This is a genomic window from Halomonas terrestris, assembly GCF_049166755.1.
In the GTDB taxonomy this organism is placed as follows: Bacteria; Pseudomonadota; Gammaproteobacteria; order Pseudomonadales; family Halomonadaceae; genus Halomonas.
In genome coordinates, this window is sequence record NZ_JBMHFZ010000013.1 from 19,475 (window position 1) to 44,882 (window position 25,408).

A 25,408-nucleotide genomic window follows, 5' to 3' on the forward strand; every position below is an offset into this window, starting at 1 on the left:
AATGACCGGTGGGCGCTGTCTTCTCTCAGACTTAGGGAGGCGACCCATCCCATGAACCGCACCCTGATCCTGATCGGCCTGATCGTCGTCGCCATCGGCCTGCTCTGGCCCTGGCTCGCCAAGCTGCCCCTCGGCCACCTGCCCGGCGATATCGTCATCCGCCGCGAGAACTTCTCGTTCTACTTCCCGATTACCACCATGATTTTGGTGAGCGTGATCCTCTCGGCGCTGCTGTGGCTGTTCAATCGCTAGCCGCAGGAAGCCTGCCGAGCCTGGATCCCGCCGCCCCCCAAGCGTCAGGAAGCGCCGACGGGAAGCCCCTGGGCTGCCCGCCGGCATCGCGTGCGATCGTGGGCATCCACGACCTGCTAGAAGAACAGCCGCCTGAGCGCCTCGCCGGGGTCGGCCTCGCGCATGAAGGCCTCGCCCACCAGGAAGGCGTTGACGTCGTGCTCGCGCATGCGCAGCACGTCGCTGCGGGTATGGATGCCGGACTCGGTGACCACGGTGACGCCGGCCGGAATCCGCGGCAGCAGTTCGAGGGTGGTCTCCAGCCGGGTGTCGAAGGTATGCAGGTCGCGATTGTTGATGCCCACCAGGGCGAGGTCGAGCTTCAGCGCCCGCTCGAGCTCCAGGGCATCATGCACCTCGACCAGCACATCCATGCCCAGCTCCACGGCCTGACGATGGAGATCCGCCATGCGCTCGTCATCGAGAGCCGCGACGATCAGCAGGATGCAGTCGGCGCCGATGGCCCGTGCCTCGCTGACCTGATAGCCATGGGTGATGAAGTCCTTGCGGATCACCGGCAGGTCACAGGCCTCGCGGGCCTCGATCAGGAAGTCCTCGTGTCCCTGGAAGAAGTCGGCATCGGTGAGCACCGAGAGGCAGGTGGCGCCCCCGGCCGCATAGCTGGCGGCGATATCGGCCGGGCGGAAGTCCTCGCGGATCACGCCCCTGGAGGGCGAGGCCTTCTTGATCTCGGCGATCACCGCCGAATCCCCCTCGGCGATGCTCCGCGCGAGCGCCGCGTTGAAGCCCCGTGGAGCGCTCTGCTCCGCGGCGAGTGCCAGCAGTTCCCGTTCGGGCACCGCGCGACGACGCTCGGCGACCTCCTCGTCCTTGCGAGCCAGGATGCGGGTGAGAATGGTGGGGGTATCGGGGCTCATGTGGATGTCCTGGTTGACAGTAACGACGTGCGGGCTCAGGGCGTGAGCACGCGGGTGAAGTCGGCGAGTTCCTTCATCTTCTCCAGCGGCAGCTTCGAGGCCTGGGCGTCCTGCGCCATGGCCACCCCCTCCTTGAAGCTGTCGGCGATGTCGGCACAGTAGAGTGCCGCCCCGGCGTTGAGCGCGACGATATCCGCCGCCGCTCCCTCACCCACCAGGGCCTCGCGCACCAGGCGCAGGCTGTCCTCGGCGCTGACCACCTTGAGTGGGGCGAGCTCCTGACGCTCGATGCCCACGTCTTCCGGGGCAATGGTGTACTCGAGGATCTCGCCGGCCCTGAGCTCGGCCACCCGGGTCGGTGCCGCCAGCGAGATCTCGTCCAGGCCGTCCTCGGCGTGCACCACCATGACGTGGCGGCTGCCCAGGGTCTGCAGCACCTCGGCCATCAGCGGCACCAGCTCGGGGGCATAGACGCCGAGCACCTGGTTGGGTGCCCCCGCGGGGTTGGTCAATGGCCCGAGGATGTTGAACAGGGTCCGCACCCCCATCTCGCGGCGCGGACCGATGGCGAAGCGCATTGCCGGGTGATGGTTGGGAGCGAACATGAAGCCGACCCCCACCTGCTCGATACAGCGCGCCACCTGCTCGGGATCCAGGTCCAGGTGGATGCCGGCCACATCGAACAGGTCGGCACTGCCGGACGACGAGGAGACGCTGCGGTTGCCGTGCTTGGCCACGTGGGCCCCGGCCGCAGCCGCCACGAAGCTCGAGGCGGTGGAGACGTTGAACAGGTTGGCCCCATCGCCACCGGTGCCGACGATGTCGACCACGTTCTCGGCGACGACCCTGACCGGCTTCATCAGCTCGCGCATCACCTGGGCGGCGGCGCTGATCTCCTCGACACTCTCTCCCTTCATCGCCATGCCCATCAGGAAGGCGGCGATCTGAGCGTCGGTGGCCTCGCCCGTCATGATCAACTGCATCACGGCATGGGTGGCATCGAAGCTCAGGTTCTCGCGGCGCATCACCGCGGCGATGGCATCTCGCATCTGCATGGGAAGATTCTCCTCTCGCCTGGCGCGGCTCAGCGGCGTTTCAGGAAGTTGGCCAGCAGCTCGTGCCCCTGGCGGGTAAGGATCGACTCCGGGTGGAACTGCACCCCCTCGACGTCGAGCTCGCGGTGACGCAGCCCCATGATCAACCCCGGGGTGATATCGTCGTCGTCGGTCCAGGCCGTCACCTCGAGGCATTCCGGCAGGCTCTCGCGCTCGACCACCAGGGAGTGGTAGCGGGTCACCTCCAGCGGATCCGCCAGCCCCTCGAACACCCCGGCGCCATGGTGGCGAATCCTCGAGGTCTTGCCATGCATCACCTGGGGGGCGCGCACCACCCGCCCCCCGTAGACCTGGCCGATCGCCTGGTGGCCGAGGCAGATGCCCAGGATCGGCAGCTTGCCGGCGAAGTGGCGGATCGCCGCCATGGAGATACCGGCCTCGTTCGGGGTGCAGGGGCCCGGCGAGATCACCAGGTGGCTCGGCGCCAGCGCCTCGATCTCCTCGAGGGTGATCGCGTCGTTGCGATAGGTGACCACCTCGGCCCCCAGCTCGCCGAGGTACTGCACCACATTGAAGGTGAAACTGTCGTAATTGTCGATCATCAGCACGGACATGGATCGCTCTCCGGCGCTCACCCGGCAATCCCGGGTGATGGAAATCAGGGGGTCACTCGAGGTTGTCGAGGCCACGCTCGGCCATGGCCACGGCGCGGAACAGGGCACGGCCCTTGTTGAGGGTCTCCTGCCACTCCAGGTCGGGTACCGAGTCGGCCACGACCCCGGCACCGGCCTGGACGTGCAGTTCGCCATCCTTGATCACCGCGGTGCGGATGGCGATGGCGGTATCCATGTTGCCGTGCCAGGAGAGATAGCCCACGGCGCCGGAGTAGACGCCGCGCTTGACCGGCTCCAGCTCGTCGATGATCTCCATGGCGCGGATCTTGGGTGCCCCGGAGAGGGTCCCCGCCGGGAAGGTGGCGCGCAGCACGTCCATGGCCGACAGTCCCGGCTTCAGCCGCCCGGTGACGTTGGAGACGATGTGCATGACATGGGAGTAGCGCTCCACCACCATCTGGTCGGTGACCTTCACCGATCCGGTCTCGCTGATGCGCCCCACGTCATTGCGCCCCAGGTCGATCAGCATCAGGTGCTCGGCAACTTCCTTGGGATCGGCCAGCAGGTCGGCCTCCAGCGCCCGGTCCTCCTCCTCCGTCCTGCCCCGCACCCGAGTGCCGGCGATGGGCCGAACGGTGACCTCGCCGTCCTCGAGGCGCGTGAGGATCTCCGGCGAGGAACCGACCACATGGTGGTCGTCGAGGTTGAGAAAGAACATGTAGGGCGAGGGATTGAGACTCCGCAGGGCCCGGTAGAGATCCAGGGGCGAGGCCCGGTAGGGAATCGACATGCGCTGCGACGGCACGCACTGCATGACATCACCGGCCAGCACGTACTCCTTGATCTTTTCCACCGCGGCCTTGAAGCCCGCCTCGGTGAAGCCCGAGGTGAAATGCCCCTCCTCCACTGCCGCCCCGCCGGTGCCGGGGCTGATGGTGTTGAGGGTGGCACTGCGCAGCCGCACCTCGAGCCGCTCGAGGTGCGCGCGGCCGCGCTCGTAGGCATCGGGGTCGGCGGGGTCGACGTGGGTCCAGAGGGTCAGTCGACCGGAGAGGTTGTCGAACACCACCAGGTCGTTGCAGACCATCAGCAGGATGTCCGGCACGCCGATGGGGTCGGGCTTGGCCTCGACATGGGGGCCGCGCAGCCGCGGTTCGATGTAGCGGATGGTGTCGTAGCCGAAGTAGCCCACCAGGCCACCGTCGAAACGCGGCTGATCGTCGAGCCGAGGCACCCTGAAGCGCGACTGGAACTGCTCGATCCAGGCCAGGGGGTCCTCTACCTCGGTAGCCCCCTGGCGCTCGCCGTCGATGACATGGCTGACGGTGAACCCGCGCACCTCGATCCGCTCTCGGCAAGGCAACCCGATGATCGAGTAGCGGCCCCACTTCTCGCCACCCTGAACGGACTCCAGCAGGAAGGTCCAGGGCTCGTCGGCGAGCTTCAGGTAGGTGGACAGGGGCGTGTCGAGATCGGCCAGCACCTCGCGGGTGACCGGAATACGGTTGTAGCCGGCGTCGGCCAGCTCATGGAAACGTTCGGGGGTCATCATGCCCGGATCCTCGATGATGGGGGTTGGCGATGGTGGTGGCGAAGACGAGCGAAAGCCCGCCCTAGCAAGGGTGCGTCACCATCGCCAGCCGCCGGGCACGGCGAGCGGCGCTGCCGGGAGGGCAATGACCGCCAGGGGGTCACCGCCACGGTAGGAAAGGTCATCCAGCGTCATGCGGCCGTCCATCGAAGCATTTCCCTCAGGGGAAGTATGATAGCGAAAACATATTGACAAGCCAGCGCTCATAGCGACAGCCAAAGTTACCCTAAACGAGTTCCGCCAGCGATTCAACCACGCCATCGGGACCGCTGTCGCGCACCGGTTCACCATGATTGTAGCCGTAGGGCACCGCCAGGGTACGAAAGCCCGCAGACCGGCCCGCGGCGATGTCGTGGCGCGAATCCCCCACCATCAGGCAGGCTTCCGCGGCCACGCCGAAATGGGCCGCCACATGCAGCAGCGGCGCCGGGTCGGGCTTCTTCTCGGGCAGGCTGTCACCACCGAGACAGAGGTCGAAATGCCTCTCCAGACCGAAGCCCTCGAGGATCGGTGCGATGAAGGCAACGGGCTTGTTGGTCACCAGGGCCAGGCGAAGGCCACGCTCGCGCAGGGCATCGAGGCACTCGCGCACACCGGGATAGAGCCGTGTGTGGGCGCCGGGGTCGCGGCCGTAGTGCTCGAGAAAGCCCCGGTGGGCACGCTCCAGCAACGCCTCGTCGACTTCACTGCCAGCTCCCGGCGAGGCCGCGTCGGCGTGGGTAGCAAACCGCAGGGCGCGCTCCATCAGCTTGAGCGAGCCATTGCCCACCCAGTCGCGCACCTTGGCCGTACCGGCCGCGGGTAGCGCCAGATCGGCCAGGACGGCGTCCACGGCCCGGGCCAGATCGGGCACCGAGTCGACCAGGGTACCGTCCAGGTCAAAGGCGACCAGCTCGATGTCGTCGAGGAGTGGGTGCATGAGACCCTCCACTGCAGTGAGGCCTCATTGTGCCGGATTGTCCATGGCCAGGAAATGCCGAACGGCTGAACGAGATGCACCGGGGCGAGGAGCCCCCTGCCAGTCCGGCCCGGATCCGCCAGGCGCCATGACGACGAGGTCACCGAGGCGTGACGATTCAGTCGGGCAGGGTCGCAACGATCTCGATCGATTCGTACCAGGCGGCGAGGTGGGAAATCTCCTCGTCGCTGAGGTCCCGGGCAATCACCGACATCATCTCGTGCTCGCGCTTGCCACTGCGGAATGCCTTGAGCTGGGTCTCGAGATAGATTCGGCTCTCGCCGGCCAGGTGCGGCGCGATGGGAATCCTGGCGATACCGTCCAGGCCGTGGCAGGTCCGGCACTGGCTGGCCAGCTCGCGTCCCTTGGCGGGGTCGGCCGCCTGGGCACCCGCCCACACGGCCAGACACGCCACCACCGGCAGCGCCTTGCGCAGGTAGTTCATGACAGCTCCTCCAGGGGAGGCGCCGGCGAGTCGAGACCCGCCGGCGCCGGGGGCGCTCACTCGTTGGCGGCAGGTTCGCGGTAGGAGATGCGATAGATGGCACCGGCCAGGTCGTCGGAAACCAGCAGGGAACCATCCCGCAGCTGGGCGACATCGACGGGGCGGCCGAGGTACTCGCCGTTCTCGTCGAGCCAGCCCTCGGCGAAGGGCACGGTATCACCGGTCACATTGCCCTCGGCATCGACGGGGGTGAACATCACCCGCGCGCCGATCGGCTCGGTACGGTTCCAGGAGCCGTGCTGGGCCGAGAAGATGCCACCCCGATAGGCCGCGGGGAACATGTTGCCGGTATAGAACATCATCCCGAGGTCGGCCGCGTGAGCAACCGTTTCGACCACTGGGAAGAGGACATCCTCGGGCACTTCCTCGTCCATGTACTCGTTGGTACGCACATCTCCCCCGCCATACCAGGGAAAGCCGAAGTTCTGTCCCATTTCCGTCTGACGGTTGATCTCCCCGGGGGGAATATCATCGCCCATGCCGTCCACCTGATTGTCGGTGAACCACAGTTCCCCGGTTGCCGGGTGGAAGTCGTGTCCCACGGAGTTGCGGATGCCGCGTGTGTACACCTCGCGATTGTTGCCGTCCGGATCGACACGAATGATGCCCCCGATCCCGTGCTCGTCGAACACTTCCCGGAGTTCCTTGGGCGGAACGTTATAGGGCTGGCCCAGAGAGATGTACAGCTTGCCGTCGGGCCCCACGTCGCAGACGCGGGCGGTATGGTTGTAGCTGACGTGCTCCTCCGGGATGAGCTCCCCTCCGGCAATGACCGGTACCGCCACCACGTCCGGACTCTCGTAGAAGAATTCGGCGGCAGGATAGGCGAGCACGCGGTTCTGCTCGGCGATGTAGAGCACGCCGTCCGGCGAGAAGCAGGGGCCGTTGGGGATCGCCTTGACCAGGGAGGGGGCGAAGTTCTTCACCTCGTCGGCCACGCGATCCTTGTCGCGATCGGTGACCACCCAGACCTCGGTCTTGCGGGTGCCGACGAAGACGGCGACTCCCTGGCTGCCGACGGCCATGTGCCGTGCATCCGGCACCAGGGCATAGAGGTCGATGCTGAACCCCTCCGGCAGGGTGATGCGCTCCAGCGTCCGACGGATCGCATCGGCGCTGGAGGTGTTCTGGTCGATGACCGTGAACTCGGTGGTCCCGGTGCTCTGGAAGCTGCCGAGCTTTTCCAGGACATCGGCTTCACCGGTATCGGCCTGCTGGGCGTGGGCGTGAGTGAACATGAGGGTGCCGGAGGCCAGGCCGGCGACAAGAAGTTTATTATACATTATAATCTCCTGTTATGCCGATGACTCAGTGACCGGCAAGAACTGAGTTAAGTCACCCCCTTGACAGCCGTCAAGTTGTTCAAACAGGCCCGATGCAGATTCACAGCGTGGCAAGCCAGGATCGCGCCCTCAGCGCCCGAGCGTGCCGCCGCCCCGTCGCCGTGCCAGCCAACGGCGCTTGTCCGCCGCCGACAGTCGCTTGATCTCGGCCTCCAGCCGCAGCGCCTCGCCCCGGCTGCCCACCGCCTCGTGGTAGACCAGCACCAGCGGCCCCTTGCCGCGCAACGCCTTGGCCCCACGCCCGTCGCGATGCTGCGCCAGGCGCCGGGCCACGTCGGTGGTGATGCCGGTATAGAGGGCACCGCCGGCGGTCTCGATCAGGTAGAGATGCCACAGCGGCGGTGACGCGGCATCGTTCACCGAACCTGGGCCAGCTGCTCGCGGAAGTCGCGGATCACGCTGTCGTAGCGGTGCGGGTCGGACGCATTGCCGGCCTTGAACACCGCCGAACCGGCCACGAAGGTATCGGCCCCGGCCCGGGCGATCTCGGCGACGTTGTCCACCTTGACGCCCCCGTCGATCTCCAGGCGGATATCGAGCCCCGAGGCGTCGATACGGTGTCGAGCCGAGCACAGCTTGTCCAGGGTGCCGGGCAGGAACGACTGGCCGCCGAAACCGGGATTGACGCTCATCAGCAGGATCATGTCGACCTTGTCCATCACATGGTCGAGGAATGACAGGGGCGTGGCCGGGTTGAACACCAGCCCCGCCTTGCAGCCGCCGTCGCGGATCAGCTGCAGCGAGCGGTCGATGTGATCCGAGGCCTCCGGGTGGAAGGTGATATAGGTGGCCCCGGCGTCGATGAAGTCCCCGATCAGGCGGTCCACGGGCTTGACCATCAGGTGCGCGTCGATGGGCGCCGTCACGCCGTGCTTCCTCAGTGCCTCGCAGACCATGGGCCCGATGGTCAGGTTGGGCACGTAATGGTTGTCCATCACGTCGAAGTGGACGATGTCGGCGCCGGAAGCCAGCACATTGTCCACCTCCTCGCCCAGGCGCGCGAAATCGGCGGAGAGGATCGAGGGGGCGATAAGGAAGTCGCGGGTCGCGTCGGTCATGGAAGTGTCCAGGCGGTTGCTCCAGGAAGGCTGCATTCTACCAGAGGCCCGACGGGCCGGCAGGCGCCATGGATACCGCGACCGGGCGGGATGCCACACATTTATTCTACAATCGTATATAAAACACGATTGTAATTCCACAATGCCAGGATTAGTCTGCTCACCATATCCCGAGTTCCCGGAGTGAACCGCATGCCCCTGCTCACCCTGTTCCACCGCGGCGCCGTGGGCGCCACCCTGACCATCGCCCTGGGCGCCGGCCTGGCCGGCCCCACCGCGGCGGCCGAGCGCGAGCTGCTCAACTCCTCCTACGACATCGCCCGTGAACTGTTCTCCGCCGTCAACCCCGAGTTCATCGCGCACTGGCAGGCCGAACAGGGCGAGGCGGTGACCGTCAGCCAGTCCCATGGCGGCTCCTCCGCCCAGGCCCGCGCCATCATGCAGGGCCTGCGCGCCGACGTGGTGACCTTCAACCAGGTCAGCGACGTCCAGGTGCTGGCCGAGGCCGGCCTGGTAGCCGAGGACTGGCAGGCCCAGTTCGACAACAACGCCTCCCCCTACTACTCCACCACCGCCTTCCTGGTGCGTGAAGGCAACCCCAAGGGCATCGAGAGCTGGGACGACCTGGCCCGCGAGGACGTGAGCATCGTCTTTCCCAACCCCAAGACCTCCGGCAACGGCCGCTACACCTACCTGGCCGCCTGGGGCTTCGCCGAGCAGCAGTTCGACGGCGACGAGGCGCAGGTCCACGACTTCATGCGCACCCTCCTGCGCAACGTGGCAGTGTTCGACACCGGCGGTCGCGGCGCCACCACCAGCTTCATCGAACGCGGCCTGGGCGACGTGCTGATCAGCTTCGAGTCCGAGGTCAACAATATCCGCGGCGAGTACGGCGAGGATGACTTCGAGGTGATCGTGCCGCCGGTGAGCATCCTGGCCGAGTTCCCGGTCGCCGTGGTCGAGCCCAACGCCGAGCGCAACGGCAACCTCGACCTGGCCCGCGGCTACCTGGACTACCTCTACACCGAAGAGGCCCAGCGCCAGCTCGCCGGCTTCAACTACCGCGTGCATCACGAGGCGGTGGTCGAGGAGTTCGCCGACGCCTTCCCCGAGACCGAGCTGCTGCGCGTCGAGGAGGTCTTCGGCGGCTGGGAGCAGGCCATGGAGACCCACTTCGCCGGCGGCGCCCTGCTCGACCAGCTGCAGCGGCGCTGAGCCACCGGAGACGAGCCACGCCCATGAGCACCCGCGCCCTTCCCTTCGCGTTCGGCCGCACCCCCAGACGGGTGCTGCCGGGCTTCGGCCTGTCGCTGGGCGTGAGCCTGCTGTTCGTGTCGCTGGTACTGCTGCTGCCGATGACCGGGCTGTTCGGCCAGCTGGCCGATCTCAGCCTGGCCGAGTACTGGGCGATCATCAGCGACGGCCGCGTGGTGGCCAGCTACACCGTGACCATCGGCGCCGCCGCGGTGGCGGCGCTGGTCAACGCCGCCTTCGGCCTCCTCCTGGCCTGGGTGCTGGTGCGCTACGCGTTTCCCGGCAAGCGCCTGCTCGACGCCCTGATGGACCTGCCCTTCGCCCTGCCCACGGCGGTGGCCGGCATCACCCTGGCCACCCTCTACTCGAGCAACGGCTGGATGGGCCGGCTGCTCGAGCCGCTGGGCCTGCAGGTGGCCTACACCTGGGCAGGCATCGCCCTGGCCATGGCCTTCACCAGCATTCCCTTCGTGGTGCGCACCGTGCAACCGGTACTCGAGGACCTGCCCCACGAGGTGGACGAGGCGGCGATGACACTGGGTGCCGGTGACGGCGTGGCCTTCCGGCGGGTGATCCTGCCGCACCTGTGGCCGGCGCTGGTGACCGGCACCGGCCTGGCCTTCGTGCGCTCCCTGGGCGAGTTCGGGGCGATCATCTTCATCGCCGGCAACATGCCCTTCGAGACCGAGATCACCGCGCTGATGATCTTCGTCAGGCTGCAGGAGTACGACTACGCCGGCGCCTCGGCCATCGCCTCGGTGGTGCTGTTCGTGTCGCTGGCGCTGCTGCTGGCGATCAACATCTGGCAGGGGCGCTTCGCCAGGCGCCTGCATGGAGGGCGCGGCTGATGCAACGTATCGGTGATGCCCCGGCGGTACGCCGGACCCTGATCCTCGCCGCCGTGTCACTGGCGGCGCTGTTCCTGCTGCTGCCCCTGGTGGCGATCTTCGCCCAGGCCTTCGCCCAGGGCGTCGGCGTCTTCTGGAGCAACGTCAGCGACCGCTACACCCTGGCGGCGATCGGCCTGACGCTGTTCATCACCGTGCTGACCATTCCGGTCTGCCTGGTGTTCGGGGTAGCGCTGGCCTGGCTGGTGACCCGCTTCAGCTTCCCCGGCCGTCGCCTGCTGCAGACCCTGATCGACATCCCCTTCGCCGTCTCGCCGGTGGTGGCGGGCCTGATCTACCTGCTGCTCTACGGCCGCAACGGCTGGATCGGCGGCTGGCTGGACACCCATGACATCCAGCTGATGTTCGCCTGGCCGGGCATCCTGATGGTGACCATCTTCGTCACCTGTCCCTTCGTGGCCCGGGAGCTGATCCCGCTGATGCAGGCTCAGGGCTCCCGCGACGAGGAGGCCGCCGTGACGCTGGGCGCCTCCGGGTGGACGCTGTTCCGCCGCGTGACCCTGCCCAACATCCGCTGGGCGCTGCTCTACGGGGTGATACTGACCAATGCCCGCGCGGTGGGCGAGTTCGGCGCGGTGTCGGTGGTCTCCGGCGCCATCCGCGGCCAGACCAACACCCTGCCGCTGCACCTGGAACAGCTGTACCAGGACTACAACACCGTGGGCGCCTTCGCCAGCGCCGCCCTGCTGGCCCTGATCGCCCTGTTGACGCTGGCCGCCAAGGCCGGCCTGGAATGGCGCGTCGCGCGCCAGGAGGCTCACGCATGAGCATTCGCCTGCACAACATCGGCAAGCACTTCGGCGCCGGGCGCCAGCGCACCCGGGCCCTGGAACCGGTGAACCTCGACATCCACGACGGTGAGCTGGTCGGCCTGCTCGGCCCTTCGGGCTCCGGCAAGACCACCCTGCTGCGCATCATCGCCGGACTCGAGAGCGCGGACCCGGATGCCGGGGCGCGCATCCTCTTCGGCGACCGCGACGTCACCGGCCTGCACGTGCGCGACCGACGCATCGGCTTCGTCTTCCAGCACTATGCACTGTTTCGCCACATGACGGTGTTCGACAACGTCGCCTTCGGCCTGACAGTGATGCCGCGCAGGAGCCGCCCCACCACCGGCGAGATCCGCGCCCGGGTCCACCGCCTGCTGGAAATGGTCCAGCTCGAGCGGCTGGCCAACCGCTATCCGGCCCAGCTCTCCGGCGGCCAGCAGCAGCGGGTCTCGCTGGCCCGCGCCCTGGCGCTGCGTCCCGACGTCCTGCTTCTCGACGAGCCCTTCGGCGCCCTGGACGCCAAGGTGCGCCAGGAGCTGCGCCGCTGGCTGCGCCACCTCCACGACGAACTGGGCTTCACCAGCGTCTTCGTCACCCACGATCAGGAGGAGGCCCTGGAGCTCTCCGACCGGGTGGCGGTGATGAGCAACGGCCGCATCGAGCAGATCGACACGCCCGACGACCTCTACCGGGCGCCGGCCAACCGCTTCGTCTTCGAGTTCCTCGGCGATGTGAACCACCTGGAGGGCGAGGTGCGCGACGGCATCCTCACCTGTGGCGAGGCGCACCTCTCGGTGGAGCTGCCGGACGGCCCGGAGGAGCTGCTGCTGCGCCCCCACGAGGTCATGCTGGTGGAGACCCCGACGGCCGAGGCCAGGCTGCCGGTCACCGTCACCGCCATCTCGCCGGTGGGCGCCGAGGTGAGGGTGGAGCTCGCCGCGGACTGGCTGGGCGAGCCATGGCTCGCCACGGTTCGTCACACCGACTACGAGCACCTCGACCTGCACCGCGGCCAGCGGCTCTACGCCGTGCCGCGGCGCTGGCATCGCTTCCCCGCGGCATCGGGCACCCACCGGACGAGAGCCGCTCAAGAGGTATCGTGAGGCCTCGGGATCGGCCATCCGTGGCGAATCACGCGAGGGCCGCCGACGGGGGGTTCACGCGGAGCCCTGCTGACGCGTCCAGCGCATCAACGTCTCCCGCTCGCCCGTCCGCGGATCCTCGCGCTCACCGCAGGCCTGGAAGCCCAGCCGAAGGTAGAAGGAGACGGCGCGTACGTTGCGCGAGTAGACACGCAGGGTAATGGAAGCGTGGTGCTCCATGGCATGGGCCATCAGCCGGGTACCGTGACCGTAGCTCTGCACCCCGGGGTCGACGAACAGGGCCTCGAGGTGGTCGCCATCGAGGGCAGCGAAGCCGATCACCCGGTCGCCCACATCCAGCACGTGGACCTCGGCGCTGGGCAGGTAGTCGCGGGCCATCTCCTCGGCCCGCGCCTCCCAGAACTCGGCAGGGATGAAATCATGGGCCTGGCACGAGGCTCGCAGCCAGATGTCGACGAGGAGCGGCAGGTCCTCAGGCGTCGCGGGTCGTATCATGGTAGCCATCCATTGGTCGATCCCGACAGTGTAACCGCTCCACGGCGCCCCTGGCTCGCCTTGCCGTCATGACGCCTGCGGCAGAGAGGCGATATACTCGCCTCGAACTTTGATCCATCGGGAGCCTCCGGATGCACCGTCGCCACCTTCTTCGTCTCTCCGCCGCGCTGTTCACCGGCCTCTGGCTGGCCGGCTGTGCCAGTCCCCACTACCTGCAGCTCGACCCGAAGCGCACCGCCGAGGTCCCGCGGACCGGCAGCGGCCAGCCGATCACCGTGGTGGCAATGGATGGCCGTGACAGCGAGGTGATCGGCACCCGCGGCGGCAGCGCCATGTCGACGGCCACCATCACCGTCAACGCCCACGAGTTGATGCCGCGGCTCCAGGCCGAGGCCGAGAGGGCGGTACGCGAGATGGGGTTCTCGCCCACCACCGAGCAGGCCGAGGGCCGCCCCCGCCTGACCCTGACGCTGGAGCATCTCGGCTACGAGCGTGGCGAGAGCCGACCGGTGATCGGCGAGGCACGGCTGGAGGCGGTATTCGTCGCCGAGGCAGTCAATGGCGGCAACACCTACACCGGCACCTACACCTCGCGGCGCACCCAGAGCTTTGCCGTGCGCCCCGACCGCGACACCAACACCCGCATGGTCAACGACCTGCTCTCCGACGGCCTGGACCGCGCCTTCCGCGATCCGGAGCTGGGCCGACTGCTGGCGAGGTAACCGCCAGGCCTGCCGCGCACGAAGGGGCCACCCCCTGGGGTGGCCCCTTCGCCGTCACCGTGCGATTCCGTTACACGGAGGGCCCTCGTCTCACCAGGGCCCAGGCGCTCTCGCGAAAGCCGCTGCCGGCTTCCGGCTCGCCATCCTCGAGGTGGGTGACCTGGAAGTTGGGGTCGAACAGCTCGCGCACCTCCTCGGCGGTCACGCCGAAGGGCGGACCGCCGTCGTCGCCGGGCGCCCGGACCAGGCTGATCAGCAGCCCGCGAGCACCGGGAGGAATCAGCTGGGCCAGGTGGAAGGCGTAGCGCTGCCGGGTGGCCGGCGGCAGGGCGATCAGGGCGGCGCGGTCGTAGAAGGCACCGATCTCCGCCGCCTGCTCGATATGGAAGTGGAAGAAGTCACCACACCACAGCTCCACGTTGCCCTGCCGGCAGATCTCGAAGTCGCCGTGGCGATAGCGCGATACCTCCCCTGCCCCGGCGGCGACGAACTGCTCGATGGCCTCGGGGGCGAGCTCGATGCCCAGCACCGGGTGGTCGTGCTGTCCCAGCCAGCGCATGTCCAGGCTCTTGCCGCACAGTGGCACCAGCACCTTGGTGCCGGGTGTCACGCCCAGCAGGGGCCAGTGCCGCACCAGCGACGGATGGGGGCGTTCGCGGTGGAAGCCGATGCGCCCCGTCCGCCAGCGATCGAGCCATTCGTTGGCCATCTTCGCTCCTCGCAACCGGTATCAGAACCAGCGGTCGCGCTTCTTGCGGCGACGCGGGAGGTGGGGGATGATCAGCCCGACCAGCAGGCCGCCCCCGGCCACGCCGCCGCCGTACATGAAGTAGCGCAGCAGCAGGTCCTCCTCCTGGGTATCCAGGCGTGCCTGCAGCTGGCGAATCGTCCCGCGCGACTGCTCCGCCTCGGCGTCGAGTTCGCGGTTGCGACTCTCCAGCTCCTCGATGCGCTGCTCGCGTGCCCCCAGGGACTCGGTCATGGAGGCGACACGGCTCTCCCACTCGTCATTGATACCGTCCAGCTCCCCGGTCAGTTCGGCCAGCCGGGATTCCAGCTCCGGCAGGCGCACCTGGGCACTGGGGGTCTCCTGGAGCTCGCTGCTCAGCACCCAGGCGGTGCTGCCGTCGCCGTCTTCCACCCGGGAGTAATCGCCGCTCGTCTCGAGCAGGGTGACGGGCTCGCCGGCGGTGAGGGTGCCGATGATACGGTAACCATCGGTGGGGCCACTGCGTACATAGGTGGTCAGTGAGTCGGAAACCCAATGGGTGTCGTCATCGGCCTCCTGGGCATGCAGCGGCAGGGAGAGAAGCCCCAGCGCCATGCCCATGGTCAAGAACTTGAAGTCGTGTTTCGTCATGCCGTCGTCCTGGCTGTATCTGGCGGGATCTGTTCCACCGCGACCCGTGGCCGCCACCGGCTTCCTCCCGGCGACGGCCCGATGAGACCCGGCCGGCCCCTGAGGGAGCCGGCTTAACGTTTTCCACAGCACCTGTGGACAAGTACCGGGAAAACCGCTGGAAAGCCTGCGCCGGGGGCGGTCCTGCCCGACCTCGCCCGGCCTGGTCAATCCGTGAGCAGGGTTCAGCGATCGCCCCTGGGCGGCGGGGCGAAGGGCCGCGGGAACTCCGCCACTCGGCCCTCGCTCTTCACCGCTCTCGGCGGCCCCTCCCGCTCCACCTCGTCGATGCGCACGATGGCGTTCAACGGCAGGTAGCTGCGACTCACGTCCTCGAAGGTACGCCGCAGCTTCTCGGTGGAAGGGTCCACGACCAGCTTCGAGGCATCCTCGAAGACGAACGCCTCGACCTCGATGAAGCCCCAGAGCTCGCTCTGGAAGATCTCGCGGACGTAGAGCTCCCAGACCTCGCCCTGCTGGTGGAATACCACTCGATAGATCGGCTTGGCCGCCATGATGGTGCCTGTTCCTCGACTGTCATCCTGAATGGAACGCTTGCGCGTCACGCCCTGTCGCGAGGCGACAAGGGTACCACAGTCGGCCACTTCGCACCCGGCGTGCTGGCCCCGCGGAGGGTGCCCGCGTATAATGCGGGGTCATTCGAAGGGCCGCACCTGGCCACATCCTCGCGAGGACCTCGCGACCCTCATTCATCTTCATCGGTGACAGACGTCGGGCGCCTGGCGCCACGACCCTATTCTTATGGCGAAGAAACTCTTCATCAAGACGCACGGCTGCCAGATGAACGAGTACGACTCCGCGCGCATGGCGGATCTGCTCGGCGAATCCCACCAGCTGGAGATCACCGACGACGAGCGTGAAGCCGACGTCATCCTGCTCAACACCTGCTCGATCCGCGAGAAGGCCCAGGAGAAGGTGTTCCACCAGCTCGGTCGCTGGAAGAAGCTCAAGGAGGCCAATCCCGACCTGGTGATCGGCGTGGGCGGCTGCGTCGCCAGCCAGGAGGGCGAGGCCCTGCGCAAGCGCGCCCCCTACGTGGACATGGTGTTCGGCCCCCAGACCCTGCACCGGGTGCCATCCATGCTCGACGCGCGTCGTGACGACCAGATCTCGGTGGTCGACGTCACCTTCCCGGAGATCGAGAAGTTCGACCACCTGCCCAAGCCGAGCTCCGACGGCGCCACCGCCTTCGTCTCGGTGATGGAGGGCTGCTCCAAGTACTGCACCTTCTGCGTGGTGCCCTACACCCGCGGCGAGGAGGTCTCGCGCCCCTTCGAGGCGGTGATGGACGAGGTGATCCACCTGGCCGACCAGGGCGTGCGCGAGATCAACCTGCTGGGCCAGAACGTCAACGCCTACCGCGGCGAGAACCGGCTCGGCGACGAGATCGACCTGGCCGAGCTGATCGCCTGCGTCGCCGCGGTGGAGGGCATCGACCGCGTGCGTTTCACCACCTCGCACCCGGTGGAGTTCTCCGACAGCCTGATCGAGGCCTTCGGGGAGATTCCCGAGCTGGTCAGCCACCTGCACCTCCCGGTGCAGGCCGGCTCCGATCGCATCCTGGCGGCGATGAAGCGCGGCCACACCGTCGAGGCGTACATCGAGAAGATGGAGCGCATCCGTGCGCTGCGCCCCGACATCAGCTTCTCCTCGGACTTCATCGTGGGCTTCCCCGGCGAGACCGCGGAGGACTTCGAGGCGACCATGGACCTGATCCACCGCATCGGCTTCGACCACTCCTTCAGCTTCGTCTACTCGGCGCGCCCCGGCACCCCGGCGGCGAGCCTCGACGACGACACCCCGGAGAGCGTCAAGAAGCAGCGCCTGGCGATCCTCCAGGAGCGCATCAACCAGCAGGCGATGCAGATCAGCCGCCGCATGGTGGGATCCACCCAGCGCATCTTGGTAACCGGCTTCTCGCCGAAGGACCCGGGGCAGCTCTCCGGGCGCACCGAGAACAACCGGGTCGTCAACTTCCGCGCCGCCAACCCCATGGAGCTGATCGGCTTCTTCGTCGACGTGGAGATCACCGAGGCGCTGCCCAACTCCCTGCGCGGCGAGCTCGCCTCGCCGGAAGTCTACTGACCCTGATCGAGCGCCGCAGGGAAGCGGTAGCGCCCGGAGAGGGGGTCACAGCGCCTCCTCGACGGTCCGGCACCCCGGGGCCTGTCGACGCACCAGCCCCGAGCAGTCTATCTGCGGCCCTTGCATTGCCCCGGCGACCGCCGGGGCAGTAAGCTGAGGCCACATACACAACGCACGGATTCCCCTGCCTTGAGCCAGCCAGCCACCCAGGCCAACCGCATCATCACTCTCAATCTCGAGCCCAATGACCCGCGCCGCCTGGCCAACCTCTGCGGCCAGCGCGACGAGCACCTCAAGCTGGTCGAGTCCCGGCTGGGCATCACCCTGCGCAACCGCGGCAACATCTTCCAGCTGGCCGGCCCCAGCCATCGCGTCAAGGCCGCCGCCAACGTGCTCGAACACCTCTACCGGGAAACCGAGGGCAGCGACCTGACCCCAGATACCGTGCACCTCTTCCTGCAGGAATCCGGCCTCGAGGCCCTGGACGAGGAGGAAGGTCCCGAGCAGGAGGGCGAGGTGCTGCTGCGTACCCCGCGGACGCTGATCAAGCCCCGCGGGTTCAACCAGCAGGGGTATGTCCAGAGCATCCGCGCCCACGACATCAATTTCGGCATCGGACCGGCCGGCACCGGCAAGACCTACCTGGCCGTGGCCGCGGCGGTGGAGGCCCTCAACCAGCAGGAAGTGCGCCGCATCCTGCTGGTGCGCCCGGCGGTGGAGGCCGGGGAGAAGCTCGGCTTCCTGCCCGGCGACCTGGCCCAGAAGATCGATCCCTACCTGCGCCCGCTCTACGACGCCCTCTACGAGATGATCGGCTTCGAGCAGGTGGCCAAGCTGATCGAGCGCCAGGTGATCGAGATCGCCCCGCTGGCCTACATGCGCGGGCGCACCCTCAACAACGCCTTCATCATCCTCGACGAGAGCCAGAACACCACCCGCGAGCAGATGAAGATGTTCCTCACGCGTATCGGCTTCGGCTCCACCGCGGTGATCACCGGCGACGTCACCCAGGTGGACCTGCCCCGTGGCCAGAGCTCGGGGCTGATCCAGGTCCTCGACGTGCTCAAGGGAACCCCGGGCATCGGCGTCACCCACTTCGCCGCCAAGGACGTGGTGCGGCATCCCCTGGTGCAGCGCATCATCGAGGCCTACGACCACTTCGAGGCAGAACAGGAAGCCTCCGAGCGCGCCCAGCGCGAGGAGCGCGAGACCCTGCGACAGGAGCGGCTGGAGCGCGCCAGGCAGGACAGGCTGCGCCATGGCGACCAGGGCAACGGCGAGCCTGCCGACTCATGAACAGGCCGCTCATCGACCGCCAGGTCGCCATCGAGGCCGAAGGCCTGCCGGACCCGGACGAGCTCGAGGCCTGGGTGGCCGCGGTGCTGGCGCGCCATGACGTCGACCCCGGGTCGGAGCTGACCGTGCGCCTGGTCGACGAGGCGGAGAGCCGGTCCCTGAACCGCGACTACCGCGGGCGCGACCGGCCCACCAATGTGCTCTCCTTCCCCTTCGAGAGCCCGCCCGGCATCGAGCTTGGGCTGCTCGGCGACCTGGTGATCTGCCACCCGGTGGTGGTTCGCGAGGCCCGGGAGCAGGACAAGTCGCTGGGCGCTCACTACGCTCATATGGTGGTGCACGGCACCCTGCACCTGCTCGGATACGACCATCTCGAGGATGACGAGGCCGAGGCCATGGAGGCACTGGAACGCGAGATCCTCGCCGGCCTGGGCATCAGCGACCCCTATCGAGCCGACACCTGCGACGGCCCCACCTCTGCGGGCCCCGATACCGAGGACAAGAGAACCGACGCATGAGCGAAGACCGATCGACCAGCCAGGGTGGCAAGTCCTGGCTCGAGAAGTTGTTCAGCGCCCTTTCCAGCGACAGCGAAGAACCCAGTTCGCGAGACGAGCTGCTCGAGTTCCTGCGCCAGGCGGCCAGCCGACTCAAGCTCGAGCAGGACGCCATGATGATCATCGAGGGCGCCCTGCAGATCAGCGACCAGCAAGTACGCGAAGTGCTCATCCCCCGCTCCCAGGTCACCGCCATCGCCCTCGACCAGCCCCTGGAGGAGTACCTGCCGGTGATCCTCGAGACCGGCCACTCCCGCTACCCGGTGATCGGCGAGAACCTCGACGAGGTCAAGGGCATCCTGCTGGCCAAGGACCTGCTGCCGCTGCTGCGCCAGGGCAAGGAGAACGGGCTGCCGTTCCGGCTCGAGGAGGTGGTGCGCCCCGCCATGTTCGTGCCGGAATCGAAGCGTCTCAACAGCCTGCTCAAGGAGTTCCGCGACACCCACAACCACATGGCGGTCGTGGTGGACGAGTACGGCGGGACCGCCGGGATCGTCACCATCGAGGACATCCTCGAACAGATCGTCGGCGACATCGAGGACGAGCACGACATCGAGGAGGAGGAGGACATCCGCGAGCTCGGCGACGGCCGCTACGCCATCCGCGCCCTGACTCCCATTGAGGAGTTCAACGAGCGCTTCCGTACCCGTTTCCCGGACGACGAGTTCGACACCCTGGGCGGCCTGGTGATGCAGCGCTTCGGCCACCTGCCACGACGCGGTGAACATGCCGAGCTCGGGGGGTGGCGCTTCACGGTACTCAATGCCGACAATCGCCGTATCCGCCTGCTCGAAGCCCACCCCTGCGACGAGCCGGCCAACGACTGACCCGAGCGTTCCCCCCCAAGGATGGCCACGATGCACGAGCTGCGCTTCTCCCCGGCACTGGGTTGCCTGCTGGCCCTGGCCGCAGGCGTCCTCACCACCCTGACCGCCTCTCCCTTCGAGCTCTGGTGGCTGGCCCCGGTGGCGGCCGGGCTGATGTATGCCGGCCTGCCTGCCCTGACGCCCGCCCAGGCCGCCCTGCGCGGCTGGTGCTATGGGGTCGGCCTGTTCGGCTCGGGGGCGTCCTGGGTCTACGTGTCGATCCATGACTACGGCTACACGGGCGTCCCCCTGGCGCTCTTCCTCACCGGCATGTTCGTGGTCAGCCTGGCCCTGTTCTTCGCCCTCACCCTGTGGCTCTACCGCCGCCTCTGCGGGCCTCGCCTGGCCGCCCTCACCTTCGCCGGGGCCTGGGTGCTGGGCGAGTGGCTGCGCACCTGGCTGTTCACCGGCTTTCCCTGGCTGCTGCTGGGCAGCGCCCACGTGGACTCGCCGCTCGCCCCCTGGGCGCCGGTAGTCGGGGTCTACGGCCTGTCGCTGATCACCGCCCTGACCGGCAGCCTGGGCATCGAGTTCCTGCGCCGTCGCTGGTGGGCACTGGCGCCCATCGCCACCCTCTGGCTCATTCCCCTGACGCTGCCCACCCAGTGGACCCAGCCCGCCGGCGAGCCGCTGCGGGTCGCGCTGCTCCAGGGCAACCTTCCCCAGCTGATCAAGTGGACCCCGGAGGGGCAGCGCGTCGCGGCCAACACCTACAGCGAGCTGACCCGCGCCCAGCCCGACGACCTCGACCTGATCGTCTGGCCCGAGGCCGCCCTGCCGATGTTCGAGGAGGAGGCCCGGCCGATCCTGGAACGCGTCCAGTCCAACCTGTCACCCGACACCGCCCTGCTCACCGGCATCCTGCAGCGCGACGGCCAGGGCCTCTACTTCAACAGCGTGATCGGGCTGGGCGACGTGGAGGGCGAGTACCGCAAGGAGCACCTGGTGCCCTTCGGCGAGTACCTGCCGCTGGAGAACCTGCTGCGCGGCACCATCGCCTTCTTCGACCTGCCCATGCCGGCCATGACGCCCGGCCCGGCCCGGCAGGCACCGATCCTGGCGGCAGGCACCACCATCGGCAACGCCATCTGCTACGAGATCATCTACGCCGACCTGGTGGCCGAGCGGGCCAGGGAGAGCGAACTGCTGCTGACGGTCTCCAACGACACCTGGTTCGGACGCTCCATAGGCCCGTTGCAGCACCTGCAGATGGCCCGGCTGCGCGCCCTGGAGAACGGCCGCTATGTGGCCCGCGCCACCAGCAACGGGGTGACCGTGATCATCGACCCTCGAGGCAGGGTCACTGCCAGGGCGCCGCAGTTCGAGACCACCAGCATCACCGGCGAGGTGGTGCCCATGAGCGGGCTGACGCCCTTCACCCGCACCGGCAGCTGGCCGGTCTGGCTGCTCGCCGCCCTGCTGGTGATTCCGGGGGTCCAGCTGCACCGTAAGCCGTAAGCTGGAAGCTGGAAGCTGGAAGCTGACAGACAAAACCCCACCAACCTTGCAGTCGTGGGGTTTCTCTTCAAGCTTCCAGCCGCGAAGCGGCGCGCTTACAGCTTCAAGCTCAAGGCTTCACGCTTCCGGCGACGCCGGGGTCTCGCCCAGCACCTCGGGGATGGTCATCTTCACGTAGCGCCCCGGGGCGGGCTCGAGGATATCCAGCTCGCCCTCGCCGGGCCGGCGTGCCGGCACCATCTTCTCGGGATCGGCGTAGCCGTTCCCGGTGATCCACGCCTGCCAGTGGGGCCACCAGGAACCCTCGTGCTGCTTGGCCCCCTCGAGCCACTGTTCCGGGGTCTCGGGCAGCGCATCGTTGGTCCAGTAGCCGTACTTGTTGCGGCTCGGCGGATTGACGATCCCGGCGATGTGGCCCGAGCCGCCCAGCACGAAGGTCACATCGCCCTTGGGCAGCAGGGCGCCGTAGTAGGTGCTGTTCCACTTGGCGATATGGTCGTCACGGGTGGAGATGAAGTAGCTCGGCGTGGAAACCTTGCGCAGGTCGATCTTCACCCCGTCGAGCTCGATGCCGCCGGGCTCCACCAGCCGATTCTCCAGGTACATGTGGCGCAAGTACCAGGCGTGGGTGCCCGCCGGCAGGTTGGTGCCGTCGGTGTTCCAGTAGAGCAGGTCGAAGGGGGCCGGCTTGTCGCCCTTCAGGTAGTTGCTGATGTAGAAGGACCAGAAGAGGTCGTTCTCGCGCAGCAGGTTGAAGGAGTACGCCATCACGCGTCCGTCGAGATAGCCGTCACGCTCGAGCTTGGCCTCGATGCCCTGGAGCACCGGCTCGCTGAGGAAGACACCGATCTCGCCGGGATCGCGGAAGTCCTGCAGGGTGGCCATGTAGGTCACCGACTTCACCTTGCGCCCGCGCCGCGTGCTGGTGAGGTAGGCCACGGTGGAGGCGGCCAGGGTGCCGCCGATGCAGTAGCTGAGCAGGTTCACCGACTTCTCGCCGGTGGCCTGCTCGATGGCCCCCATGGCGGCGATGGGCCCCATCTGCATGTAGTCGGCCCAGGTCAGGTCGCGCTGCTCCGGGCCCGGATTGCGCCACGAGACCAGGAAGACGGTGTGTCCCTGTTCCACCAGCCACTTGACCAGGGAATTGTCCTGACGCAGGTCGAGGATGTAGTACTTGTTGATCCAGGGCGGCACCATCAGCAGCGGGGTCTTGAAGACCTGTTCGGTGGCGGGGCTGTACTGGATCAGCTGGATCAGCTCGTTCTCGTAGACCACCGCACCCGGGGTGACGGCGATGTTGTCGCCGATCTCGAAGGCGTTGCGGTCGGTCATGGTGACGTTGAGCCCCTCGGCGGAATTGGCCAGGTCCTCGCGCAGCCGGGCCAGGCCGTCGAGCAGGTTCTGGCCGCGGGTCTCCAGGGTCCGGCGCATCACCTCGGGGTTGGTGGTGACGAAGTTGGTGGGCGCCATGGCGTTGACCATCTGGCGGGCATAGAAGGCCAGGTTGCGCTGCTGCCCGGCATCGAGGCCGTCGAGGTTCTCCACCAGCTCCTCGACCATCCGCGAGAAGAGCAGGTACTGCTGCATGATCGCCAGGTAGCGGGGGTCATTGGTCCAGGCCTCGTCGTTGAAGCGACGATCGCCCTTCGCCGGGGTGACCAGCGGCTCCACCGCTTCGCCGGCCAGGGCCCGCACGCCCTGCTGCCACAGCTGGAACTGGTCCTGGAGGAGACGCGACTGGGTCTGCCACAGCAGGGAGGGATCGCGCATCAGCGACTCGGCTCCCGCGCGGAAGCTCTCGCGCATGTCCTCATAGACGGAGTCGGCGGCGTCGCTGGGCACCATGCGCTCCATCATGTCCTCCATCAAGGCCCGATACTCCTCGCCGATCTCCCTGAGCTGGGCGTTCCATGCCTCGAGCTCGGCCTGTGACGGTGCGTGCACCCCTGGCTGCATTGACCCCTCCTGACTTCCTGCCGACTGATTGCCATCAATGTATGAAAGGCCGCTCCCCGACACCCGCGATGCGGGGTGCCGGGAAGCCGCCATCGGTGTGGCCAGGCTCGGTCACACCATCTCGGTGCCGTTCCGCTCAGCTCTTGCTGCCGCGGGAAGACTGGCTGGTGGCCTTGGCCGGAGCGGACTTGTCGCTGCCGCCGGTCTTCTCCGCCTTGTCGGTCGTCCCGGTCTGCTCGGCGACGAGCTGCTCGAGCTGCTGCTTGAACTCCAGGCTCATCTCGCTCATGGCCCGGGCGTCCTCCAGCATCTGCCGGGAGAGCTCGTTCATCATCTCGGCCTGGCGCGTGCCGAAGTCGCGCATGCTCTCGGCATCGCTGACGTCGCCGGCACTGCGCATGCGCTCGGTTCCCATCTGGCTGTAGCGCTTCATCGACTCCAGCTGGTACTGGGTCATCTTCTCCATGTTGTCGAGCATCAGGGAGTTGATCCTGCGCATCGGCTCGAAGAACTGGCGGGTCTGCTCGTTGAAGGCGTCGGTCATCTTGTCAGACATGGCGGCTACTCCTTGCGGGATCTGGATGGGCGGCAGGGCCACCCTTCATGCTGCACTGCACCAAAGAGTAGTCTGCCGGAGGCGGGGTTGCAACAGGATCCAGGACGCCCGGCGCAGATGATCAACCATCCCGCCTGGTGCGGGATCGGGCGCTGGCGGCAGCCTTGCGCCCCCCGGAGGATGGTGACGGGTCATCCTGCCCGGCGGCCTCGCCATCGCCCTGGCCACCCTGCTGGGCCGAGCCGGCCCCCGCCTTGCGCAGCATGTCGAGCATCATCTGCTGGTAGGTGCCGAAGCTCGCCAACCCCTGGGAAAGCCCCTGGGGCAAGCCGGACTGCTGGAGGAAAGGCTGCATCAGGCTCATGGGATCGTAGCCCTCCACCCCGGATTCCATCTGCTTCTGGATCCGGTTCAGCAGGTCCTTCTGGAAGGCCTCGACATCCGGCAGGCCCAGTGCCTGGCGGAACTCCTCGGGGGTCAGGTCGAACTCGACGTTGATCTTCATGGCAGTACTCTTGGTCATCGTGACTGAAGTGTAGCAGCCATGGCCGAGGCCGCGGCTCAACGCAGCCGCGGCGTCTCCACGCTGACCTCCGCGTTCTGGCCACGGTGGCGCAGCAGGTGGTCCATCAGGGTCAGTGCCATCATCGCCTCGGCGATGGGCGTGGCGCGGATGCCCACGCAGGGGTCATGGCGGCCCTTGGTGACCACCTCGACGGCATTGCCATGGACATCGATGCTGCGCCCCGGAATGGTGATGCTGGAAGTCGGCTTGAGCGCCAGGTGAGCGACGATCGCCTGGCCACTGGAGATGCCGCCGAGCACCCCGCCGGCGTGGTTGGAGAGGAAGCCCTCGGGGGTCATCTCGTCGCGGTGCTCGCTGCCGCGGCTGGCCACGGCGGCGAAGCCGTCGCCGATCTCCACGCCCTTGACGGCGTTGATGCTCATCAGGCCGTGGGCCAGTTCGGCGTCGAGGCGGTCGAACACCGGCTCGCCCAGCCCCGGCGGCACGCCCTCGGCGACCACGGTGATCCGTGCCCCCACCGAGTCCTGGTCGCGGCGCAGCTGGTCCATGTAGGCCTCCAGCTCGGGCACGCGGTCCGGGTCGGGACAGAAGAAGGGATTGTCGCCCACCGCCTCCCACTGCTTGAAGTCGATGGCGATGGGACCGAGCTGGCTCATGTAGCCACGCACCCGGATGCCCTGGGTCGCCAGGTACCGCTTGGCGATGGCCCCGGCCGCCACCCGCATGGCGGTCTCCCTGGCACTGGAGCGCCCCCCGCCGCGGTAGTCGCGGATGCCGTACTTGTGGTGGTAGCTGTAGTCGGCGTGGGCCGGGCGAAACTGGTCCTTGATCTTCGAGTAGTCCCTGGAGCGCTGGTCGGTGTTCTCGATCAGCAGGCCGATGGGCGTGCCGGTGGTCACTCCCTCGAAGACGCCGGAGAGGATCCGCACCCGGTCGGGTTCGCGCCGCTGGGTGGTGTGGCGGGAACTGCCGGGACGACGGCGATCCAGGTCGCGCTGCAGGTCCTCCTCGGTGAGCGGCAGGCCCGGCGGGCAGCCGTCGACGATAGCCCCCAGCGCCGGGCCGTGGCTCTCGCCGAAGGTGGTGACGGTGAACAGCTTGCCGAAGGTATTGCCGGACATGGGCGCTCCTCCTCGAAGG

At 67.6% G+C, this 25,408-nt stretch carries 28 protein-coding genes; 11 read left to right on the forward strand and 17 right to left on the reverse strand.

The genetic code is table 11. The annotated features are described in order from the left end of the window. The first annotated feature begins 51 nt into the window (after positions 1 to 51). The gene (locus ACOMD9_RS13095; protein ID WP_421415585.1) at positions 52 to 252 is read left to right on the forward strand and encodes a DUF2905 domain-containing protein; all 201 of its coding nucleotides are present in this window, start codon (positions 52 to 54) and stop codon (positions 250 to 252) included. A 116-nt stretch (positions 253 to 368) separates the two neighbouring features. On the opposite strand, the gene trpC is transcribed toward ACOMD9_RS13095, so the two are convergent. The 9 genes from trpC to rpe form a co-directional block, all read right to left on the reverse strand. Further along, positions 369 to 1,169, reverse strand: a complete 801-nt coding sequence (gene trpC, locus ACOMD9_RS13100) for an indole-3-glycerol phosphate synthase TrpC (RefSeq protein WP_421415586.1) — start codon at positions 1,167 to 1,169, stop codon at positions 369 to 371. 35 nt (positions 1,170 to 1,204) lie between these two features. Beyond that, positions 1,205 to 2,224 carry an anthranilate phosphoribosyltransferase gene (gene trpD, locus ACOMD9_RS13105; protein ID WP_421415588.1) on the reverse strand — a complete coding sequence of 340 codons (1,020 nt, stop codon included), beginning with the start codon at positions 2,222 to 2,224 and terminating at the stop codon, positions 1,205 to 1,207. 29 nt (positions 2,225 to 2,253) lie between these two features. After that, on the reverse strand, positions 2,254 to 2,838 hold the full coding sequence (locus ACOMD9_RS13110) for an anthranilate synthase component II (protein WP_421415589.1): 585 nt from the start codon (positions 2,836 to 2,838) through the stop codon (positions 2,254 to 2,256). Between the two features lie 52 nt (positions 2,839 to 2,890). Further along, positions 2,891 to 4,387, reverse strand: a complete 1,497-nt coding sequence (gene trpE / locus ACOMD9_RS13115) for an anthranilate synthase component I (protein ID WP_421415766.1) — start codon at positions 4,385 to 4,387, stop codon at positions 2,891 to 2,893. Positions 4,388 to 4,655: 268 nt separating this feature from the next. Further along, positions 4,656 to 5,348, reverse strand: a complete 693-nt coding sequence (locus ACOMD9_RS13120) for a phosphoglycolate phosphatase (protein WP_421415590.1) — start codon at positions 5,346 to 5,348, stop codon at positions 4,656 to 4,658. A gap of 157 nt (positions 5,349 to 5,505) precedes the next feature. Next, positions 5,506 to 5,832, reverse strand: coding sequence for a c-type cytochrome (locus ACOMD9_RS13125; protein WP_421415592.1), 327 nt, complete (start codon positions 5,830 to 5,832; stop codon positions 5,506 to 5,508). A gap of 56 nt (positions 5,833 to 5,888) precedes the next feature. Next, complete coding sequence (locus tag ACOMD9_RS13130) at positions 5,889 to 7,175, reverse strand: PQQ-dependent sugar dehydrogenase (protein ID WP_421415594.1); 1,287 nt, start codon at positions 7,173 to 7,175, stop codon at positions 5,889 to 5,891. A 129-nt stretch (positions 7,176 to 7,304) separates the two neighbouring features. Next, positions 7,305 to 7,595, reverse strand: a complete 291-nt coding sequence (locus ACOMD9_RS13135; RefSeq protein ID WP_421415596.1) for a GIY-YIG nuclease family protein — start codon at positions 7,593 to 7,595, stop codon at positions 7,305 to 7,307. Further along, positions 7,592 to 8,293 (reverse strand): ribulose-phosphate 3-epimerase, encoded by a 702-nt coding sequence (rpe, locus tag ACOMD9_RS13140; RefSeq protein ID WP_421415598.1) that lies wholly within the window; start codon positions 8,291 to 8,293, stop codon positions 7,592 to 7,594. The genes ACOMD9_RS13135 and rpe overlap by 4 nt, the downstream gene beginning before the upstream one ends. A 192-nt stretch (positions 8,294 to 8,485) precedes the next feature. On the opposite strand from rpe, the gene cysP reads away from it, so the two are divergent. Genes cysP through ACOMD9_RS13160 form a run of 4 tightly spaced genes read left to right on the forward strand, consistent with a single transcriptional unit; the run spans position 8,486 to position 12,328 of the window. Continuing rightward, the gene (gene cysP / locus ACOMD9_RS13145) at positions 8,486 to 9,508 is read left to right on the forward strand and encodes a thiosulfate ABC transporter substrate-binding protein CysP (RefSeq protein WP_421415601.1); all 1,023 of its coding nucleotides are present in this window, start codon (positions 8,486 to 8,488) and stop codon (positions 9,506 to 9,508) included. A gap of 23 nt (positions 9,509 to 9,531) precedes the next feature. Further along, the gene (cysT, locus tag ACOMD9_RS13150; RefSeq protein ID WP_421415603.1) at positions 9,532 to 10,395 is read left to right on the forward strand and encodes a sulfate ABC transporter permease subunit CysT; all 864 of its coding nucleotides are present in this window, start codon (positions 9,532 to 9,534) and stop codon (positions 10,393 to 10,395) included. Further along, positions 10,395 to 11,222 (forward strand): sulfate ABC transporter permease subunit CysW, encoded by an 828-nt coding sequence (gene cysW, locus ACOMD9_RS13155; RefSeq protein WP_421415606.1) that lies wholly within the window; start codon positions 10,395 to 10,397, stop codon positions 11,220 to 11,222. Before cysT ends, cysW begins: the two co-directional genes overlap by 1 nt. After that, on the forward strand, positions 11,219 to 12,328 hold the full coding sequence (locus ACOMD9_RS13160; RefSeq protein ID WP_421415609.1) for a sulfate/molybdate ABC transporter ATP-binding protein: 1,110 nt from the start codon (positions 11,219 to 11,221) through the stop codon (positions 12,326 to 12,328). The genes cysW and ACOMD9_RS13160 overlap by 4 nt, the downstream gene beginning before the upstream one ends. 54 nt (positions 12,329 to 12,382) lie before the next feature. Here the strand turns inward: ACOMD9_RS13160 and ACOMD9_RS13165 are convergent, their stop codons facing one another. Continuing rightward, entirely contained in the window at positions 12,383 to 12,823 is a 441-nt protein-coding gene (locus ACOMD9_RS13165) for a GNAT family N-acetyltransferase (protein WP_421415611.1), read from the reverse strand. A gap of 131 nt (positions 12,824 to 12,954) precedes the next feature. Between ACOMD9_RS13165 and ACOMD9_RS13170 the strand changes: the two genes are divergently transcribed. Further along, positions 12,955 to 13,545: a YajG family lipoprotein gene (locus ACOMD9_RS13170; RefSeq protein ID WP_421415612.1), complete on the forward strand. Its 591-nt coding sequence runs from the start codon at positions 12,955 to 12,957 to the stop codon at positions 13,543 to 13,545. Positions 13,546 to 13,615: 70 nt separating this feature from the next. On the opposite strand, the gene ACOMD9_RS13175 is transcribed toward ACOMD9_RS13170, so the two are convergent. The 3 genes from ACOMD9_RS13175 to ACOMD9_RS13185 form a co-directional block, all read right to left on the reverse strand. Continuing rightward, positions 13,616 to 14,254 (reverse strand): class I SAM-dependent methyltransferase, encoded by a 639-nt coding sequence (locus ACOMD9_RS13175; RefSeq protein ID WP_421415614.1) that lies wholly within the window; start codon positions 14,252 to 14,254, stop codon positions 13,616 to 13,618. Between the two features lie 21 nt (positions 14,255 to 14,275). Then, entirely contained in the window at positions 14,276 to 14,869 is a 594-nt protein-coding gene (locus ACOMD9_RS13180; protein WP_421415767.1) for a TIGR04211 family SH3 domain-containing protein, read from the reverse strand. A gap of 260 nt (positions 14,870 to 15,129) precedes the next feature. Beyond that, complete coding sequence (locus ACOMD9_RS13185) at positions 15,130 to 15,459, reverse strand: DUF1820 family protein (protein WP_421415616.1); 330 nt, start codon at positions 15,457 to 15,459, stop codon at positions 15,130 to 15,132. 247 nt (positions 15,460 to 15,706) lie between these two features. On the opposite strand from ACOMD9_RS13185, the gene miaB reads away from it, so the two are divergent. The 5 genes from miaB to lnt all read left to right on the forward strand — a co-directional run bounded on the left by miaB (position 15,707) and on the right by lnt (position 21,227). After that, positions 15,707 to 17,050: a tRNA (N6-isopentenyl adenosine(37)-C2)-methylthiotransferase MiaB gene (gene miaB / locus ACOMD9_RS13190; RefSeq protein WP_421415619.1), complete on the forward strand. Its 1,344-nt coding sequence runs from the start codon at positions 15,707 to 15,709 to the stop codon at positions 17,048 to 17,050. 189 nt (positions 17,051 to 17,239) lie between these two features. After that, positions 17,240 to 18,346: a PhoH family protein gene (locus ACOMD9_RS13195; protein WP_421415622.1), complete on the forward strand. Its 1,107-nt coding sequence runs from the start codon at positions 17,240 to 17,242 to the stop codon at positions 18,344 to 18,346. Next, on the forward strand, positions 18,343 to 18,864 hold the full coding sequence (gene ybeY, locus ACOMD9_RS13200) for an rRNA maturation RNase YbeY (RefSeq protein ID WP_421415625.1): 522 nt from the start codon (positions 18,343 to 18,345) through the stop codon (positions 18,862 to 18,864). Before ACOMD9_RS13195 ends, ybeY begins: the two co-directional genes overlap by 4 nt. After that, positions 18,861 to 19,730 (forward strand): HlyC/CorC family transporter, encoded by an 870-nt coding sequence (locus ACOMD9_RS13205; RefSeq protein WP_421415626.1) that lies wholly within the window; start codon positions 18,861 to 18,863, stop codon positions 19,728 to 19,730. The genes ybeY and ACOMD9_RS13205 overlap by 4 nt, the downstream gene beginning before the upstream one ends. A 30-nt stretch (positions 19,731 to 19,760) precedes the next feature. Then, a complete protein-coding gene (gene lnt / locus ACOMD9_RS13210) occupies positions 19,761 to 21,227 on the forward strand; it encodes an apolipoprotein N-acyltransferase (RefSeq protein ID WP_421415628.1) in 1,467 nt (488 codons plus the stop codon). Positions 21,228 to 21,344: 117 nt separating this feature from the next. Here lnt and phaC read toward each other — a convergent pair whose 3' ends face one another. The 4 genes from phaC to aroC all read right to left on the reverse strand — a co-directional run bounded on the left by phaC (position 21,345) and on the right by aroC (position 25,389). Further along, positions 21,345 to 23,186: a class I poly(R)-hydroxyalkanoic acid synthase gene (gene phaC, locus ACOMD9_RS13215; protein WP_421415630.1), complete on the reverse strand. Its 1,842-nt coding sequence runs from the start codon at positions 23,184 to 23,186 to the stop codon at positions 21,345 to 21,347. Positions 23,187 to 23,322: 136 nt separating this feature from the next. Next, positions 23,323 to 23,742 (reverse strand): phasin family protein, encoded by a 420-nt coding sequence (locus tag ACOMD9_RS13220; protein WP_421415632.1) that lies wholly within the window; start codon positions 23,740 to 23,742, stop codon positions 23,323 to 23,325. Between the two features lie 121 nt (positions 23,743 to 23,863). Beyond that, positions 23,864 to 24,247 carry a DUF6489 family protein gene (locus tag ACOMD9_RS13225; protein ID WP_421415634.1) on the reverse strand — a complete coding sequence of 128 codons (384 nt, stop codon included), beginning with the start codon at positions 24,245 to 24,247 and terminating at the stop codon, positions 23,864 to 23,866. Positions 24,248 to 24,303: 56 nt separating this feature from the next. Continuing rightward, positions 24,304 to 25,389 carry a chorismate synthase gene (aroC, locus tag ACOMD9_RS13230; protein ID WP_421415636.1) on the reverse strand — a complete coding sequence of 362 codons (1,086 nt, stop codon included), beginning with the start codon at positions 25,387 to 25,389 and terminating at the stop codon, positions 24,304 to 24,306. Between the last annotated feature and the right edge of the window lie 19 nt (positions 25,390 to 25,408).

Coding starts and splice junctions, on each gene's coding strand:
- ACOMD9_RS13170 (WP_421415612.1), top strand. CDS start 12,955: ATGCACCGTCGCCACCTTCTTCGTCTCTCCGCCGCGCTGTTCACCGGC.
- phaC (WP_421415630.1), bottom strand. CDS start 23,186: ATGCAGCCAGGGGTGCACGCACCGTCACAGGCCGAGCTCGAGGCATGG.
- ACOMD9_RS13185 (WP_421415616.1), bottom strand. CDS start 15,459: ATGGCGGCCAAGCCGATCTATCGAGTGGTATTCCACCAGCAGGGCGAG.
- ACOMD9_RS13160 (WP_421415609.1), top strand. CDS start 11,219: ATGAGCATTCGCCTGCACAACATCGGCAAGCACTTCGGCGCCGGGCGC.
- trpE (WP_421415766.1), bottom strand. CDS start 4,387: ATGACCCCCGAACGTTTCCATGAGCTGGCCGACGCCGGCTACAACCGT.
- trpC (WP_421415586.1), bottom strand. CDS start 1,169: ATGAGCCCCGATACCCCCACCATTCTCACCCGCATCCTGGCTCGCAAG.
- ybeY (WP_421415625.1), top strand. CDS start 18,343: ATGAACAGGCCGCTCATCGACCGCCAGGTCGCCATCGAGGCCGAAGGC.
- ACOMD9_RS13120 (WP_421415590.1), bottom strand. CDS start 5,348: ATGCACCCACTCCTCGACGACATCGAGCTGGTCGCCTTTGACCTGGAC.
- cysT (WP_421415603.1), top strand. CDS start 9,532: ATGAGCACCCGCGCCCTTCCCTTCGCGTTCGGCCGCACCCCCAGACGG.
- ACOMD9_RS13130 (WP_421415594.1), bottom strand. CDS start 7,175: ATGTATAATAAACTTCTTGTCGCCGGCCTGGCCTCCGGCACCCTCATG.
- ACOMD9_RS13110 (WP_421415589.1), bottom strand. CDS start 2,838: ATGTCCGTGCTGATGATCGACAATTACGACAGTTTCACCTTCAATGTG.
- trpD (WP_421415588.1), bottom strand. CDS start 2,224: ATGCAGATGCGAGATGCCATCGCCGCGGTGATGCGCCGCGAGAACCTG.
- ACOMD9_RS13205 (WP_421415626.1), top strand. CDS start 18,861: ATGAGCGAAGACCGATCGACCAGCCAGGGTGGCAAGTCCTGGCTCGAG.
- rpe (WP_421415598.1), bottom strand. CDS start 8,293: ATGACCGACGCGACCCGCGACTTCCTTATCGCCCCCTCGATCCTCTCC.
- ACOMD9_RS13175 (WP_421415614.1), bottom strand. CDS start 14,254: ATGGCCAACGAATGGCTCGATCGCTGGCGGACGGGGCGCATCGGCTTC.
- ACOMD9_RS13165 (WP_421415611.1), bottom strand. CDS start 12,823: ATGATACGACCCGCGACGCCTGAGGACCTGCCGCTCCTCGTCGACATC.
- ACOMD9_RS13095 (WP_421415585.1), top strand. CDS start 52: ATGAACCGCACCCTGATCCTGATCGGCCTGATCGTCGTCGCCATCGGC.
- cysW (WP_421415606.1), top strand. CDS start 10,395: ATGCAACGTATCGGTGATGCCCCGGCGGTACGCCGGACCCTGATCCTC.
- ACOMD9_RS13180 (WP_421415767.1), bottom strand. CDS start 14,869: ATGGCGCTGGGGCTTCTCTCCCTGCCGCTGCATGCCCAGGAGGCCGAT.
- miaB (WP_421415619.1), top strand. CDS start 15,707: ATGGCGAAGAAACTCTTCATCAAGACGCACGGCTGCCAGATGAACGAG.
- ACOMD9_RS13225 (WP_421415634.1), bottom strand. CDS start 24,247: ATGAAGATCAACGTCGAGTTCGACCTGACCCCCGAGGAGTTCCGCCAG.
- aroC (WP_421415636.1), bottom strand. CDS start 25,389: ATGTCCGGCAATACCTTCGGCAAGCTGTTCACCGTCACCACCTTCGGC.
- cysP (WP_421415601.1), top strand. CDS start 8,486: ATGCCCCTGCTCACCCTGTTCCACCGCGGCGCCGTGGGCGCCACCCTG.
- ACOMD9_RS13220 (WP_421415632.1), bottom strand. CDS start 23,742: ATGTCTGACAAGATGACCGACGCCTTCAACGAGCAGACCCGCCAGTTC.
- ACOMD9_RS13125 (WP_421415592.1), bottom strand. CDS start 5,832: ATGAACTACCTGCGCAAGGCGCTGCCGGTGGTGGCGTGTCTGGCCGTG.
- lnt (WP_421415628.1), top strand. CDS start 19,761: ATGCACGAGCTGCGCTTCTCCCCGGCACTGGGTTGCCTGCTGGCCCTG.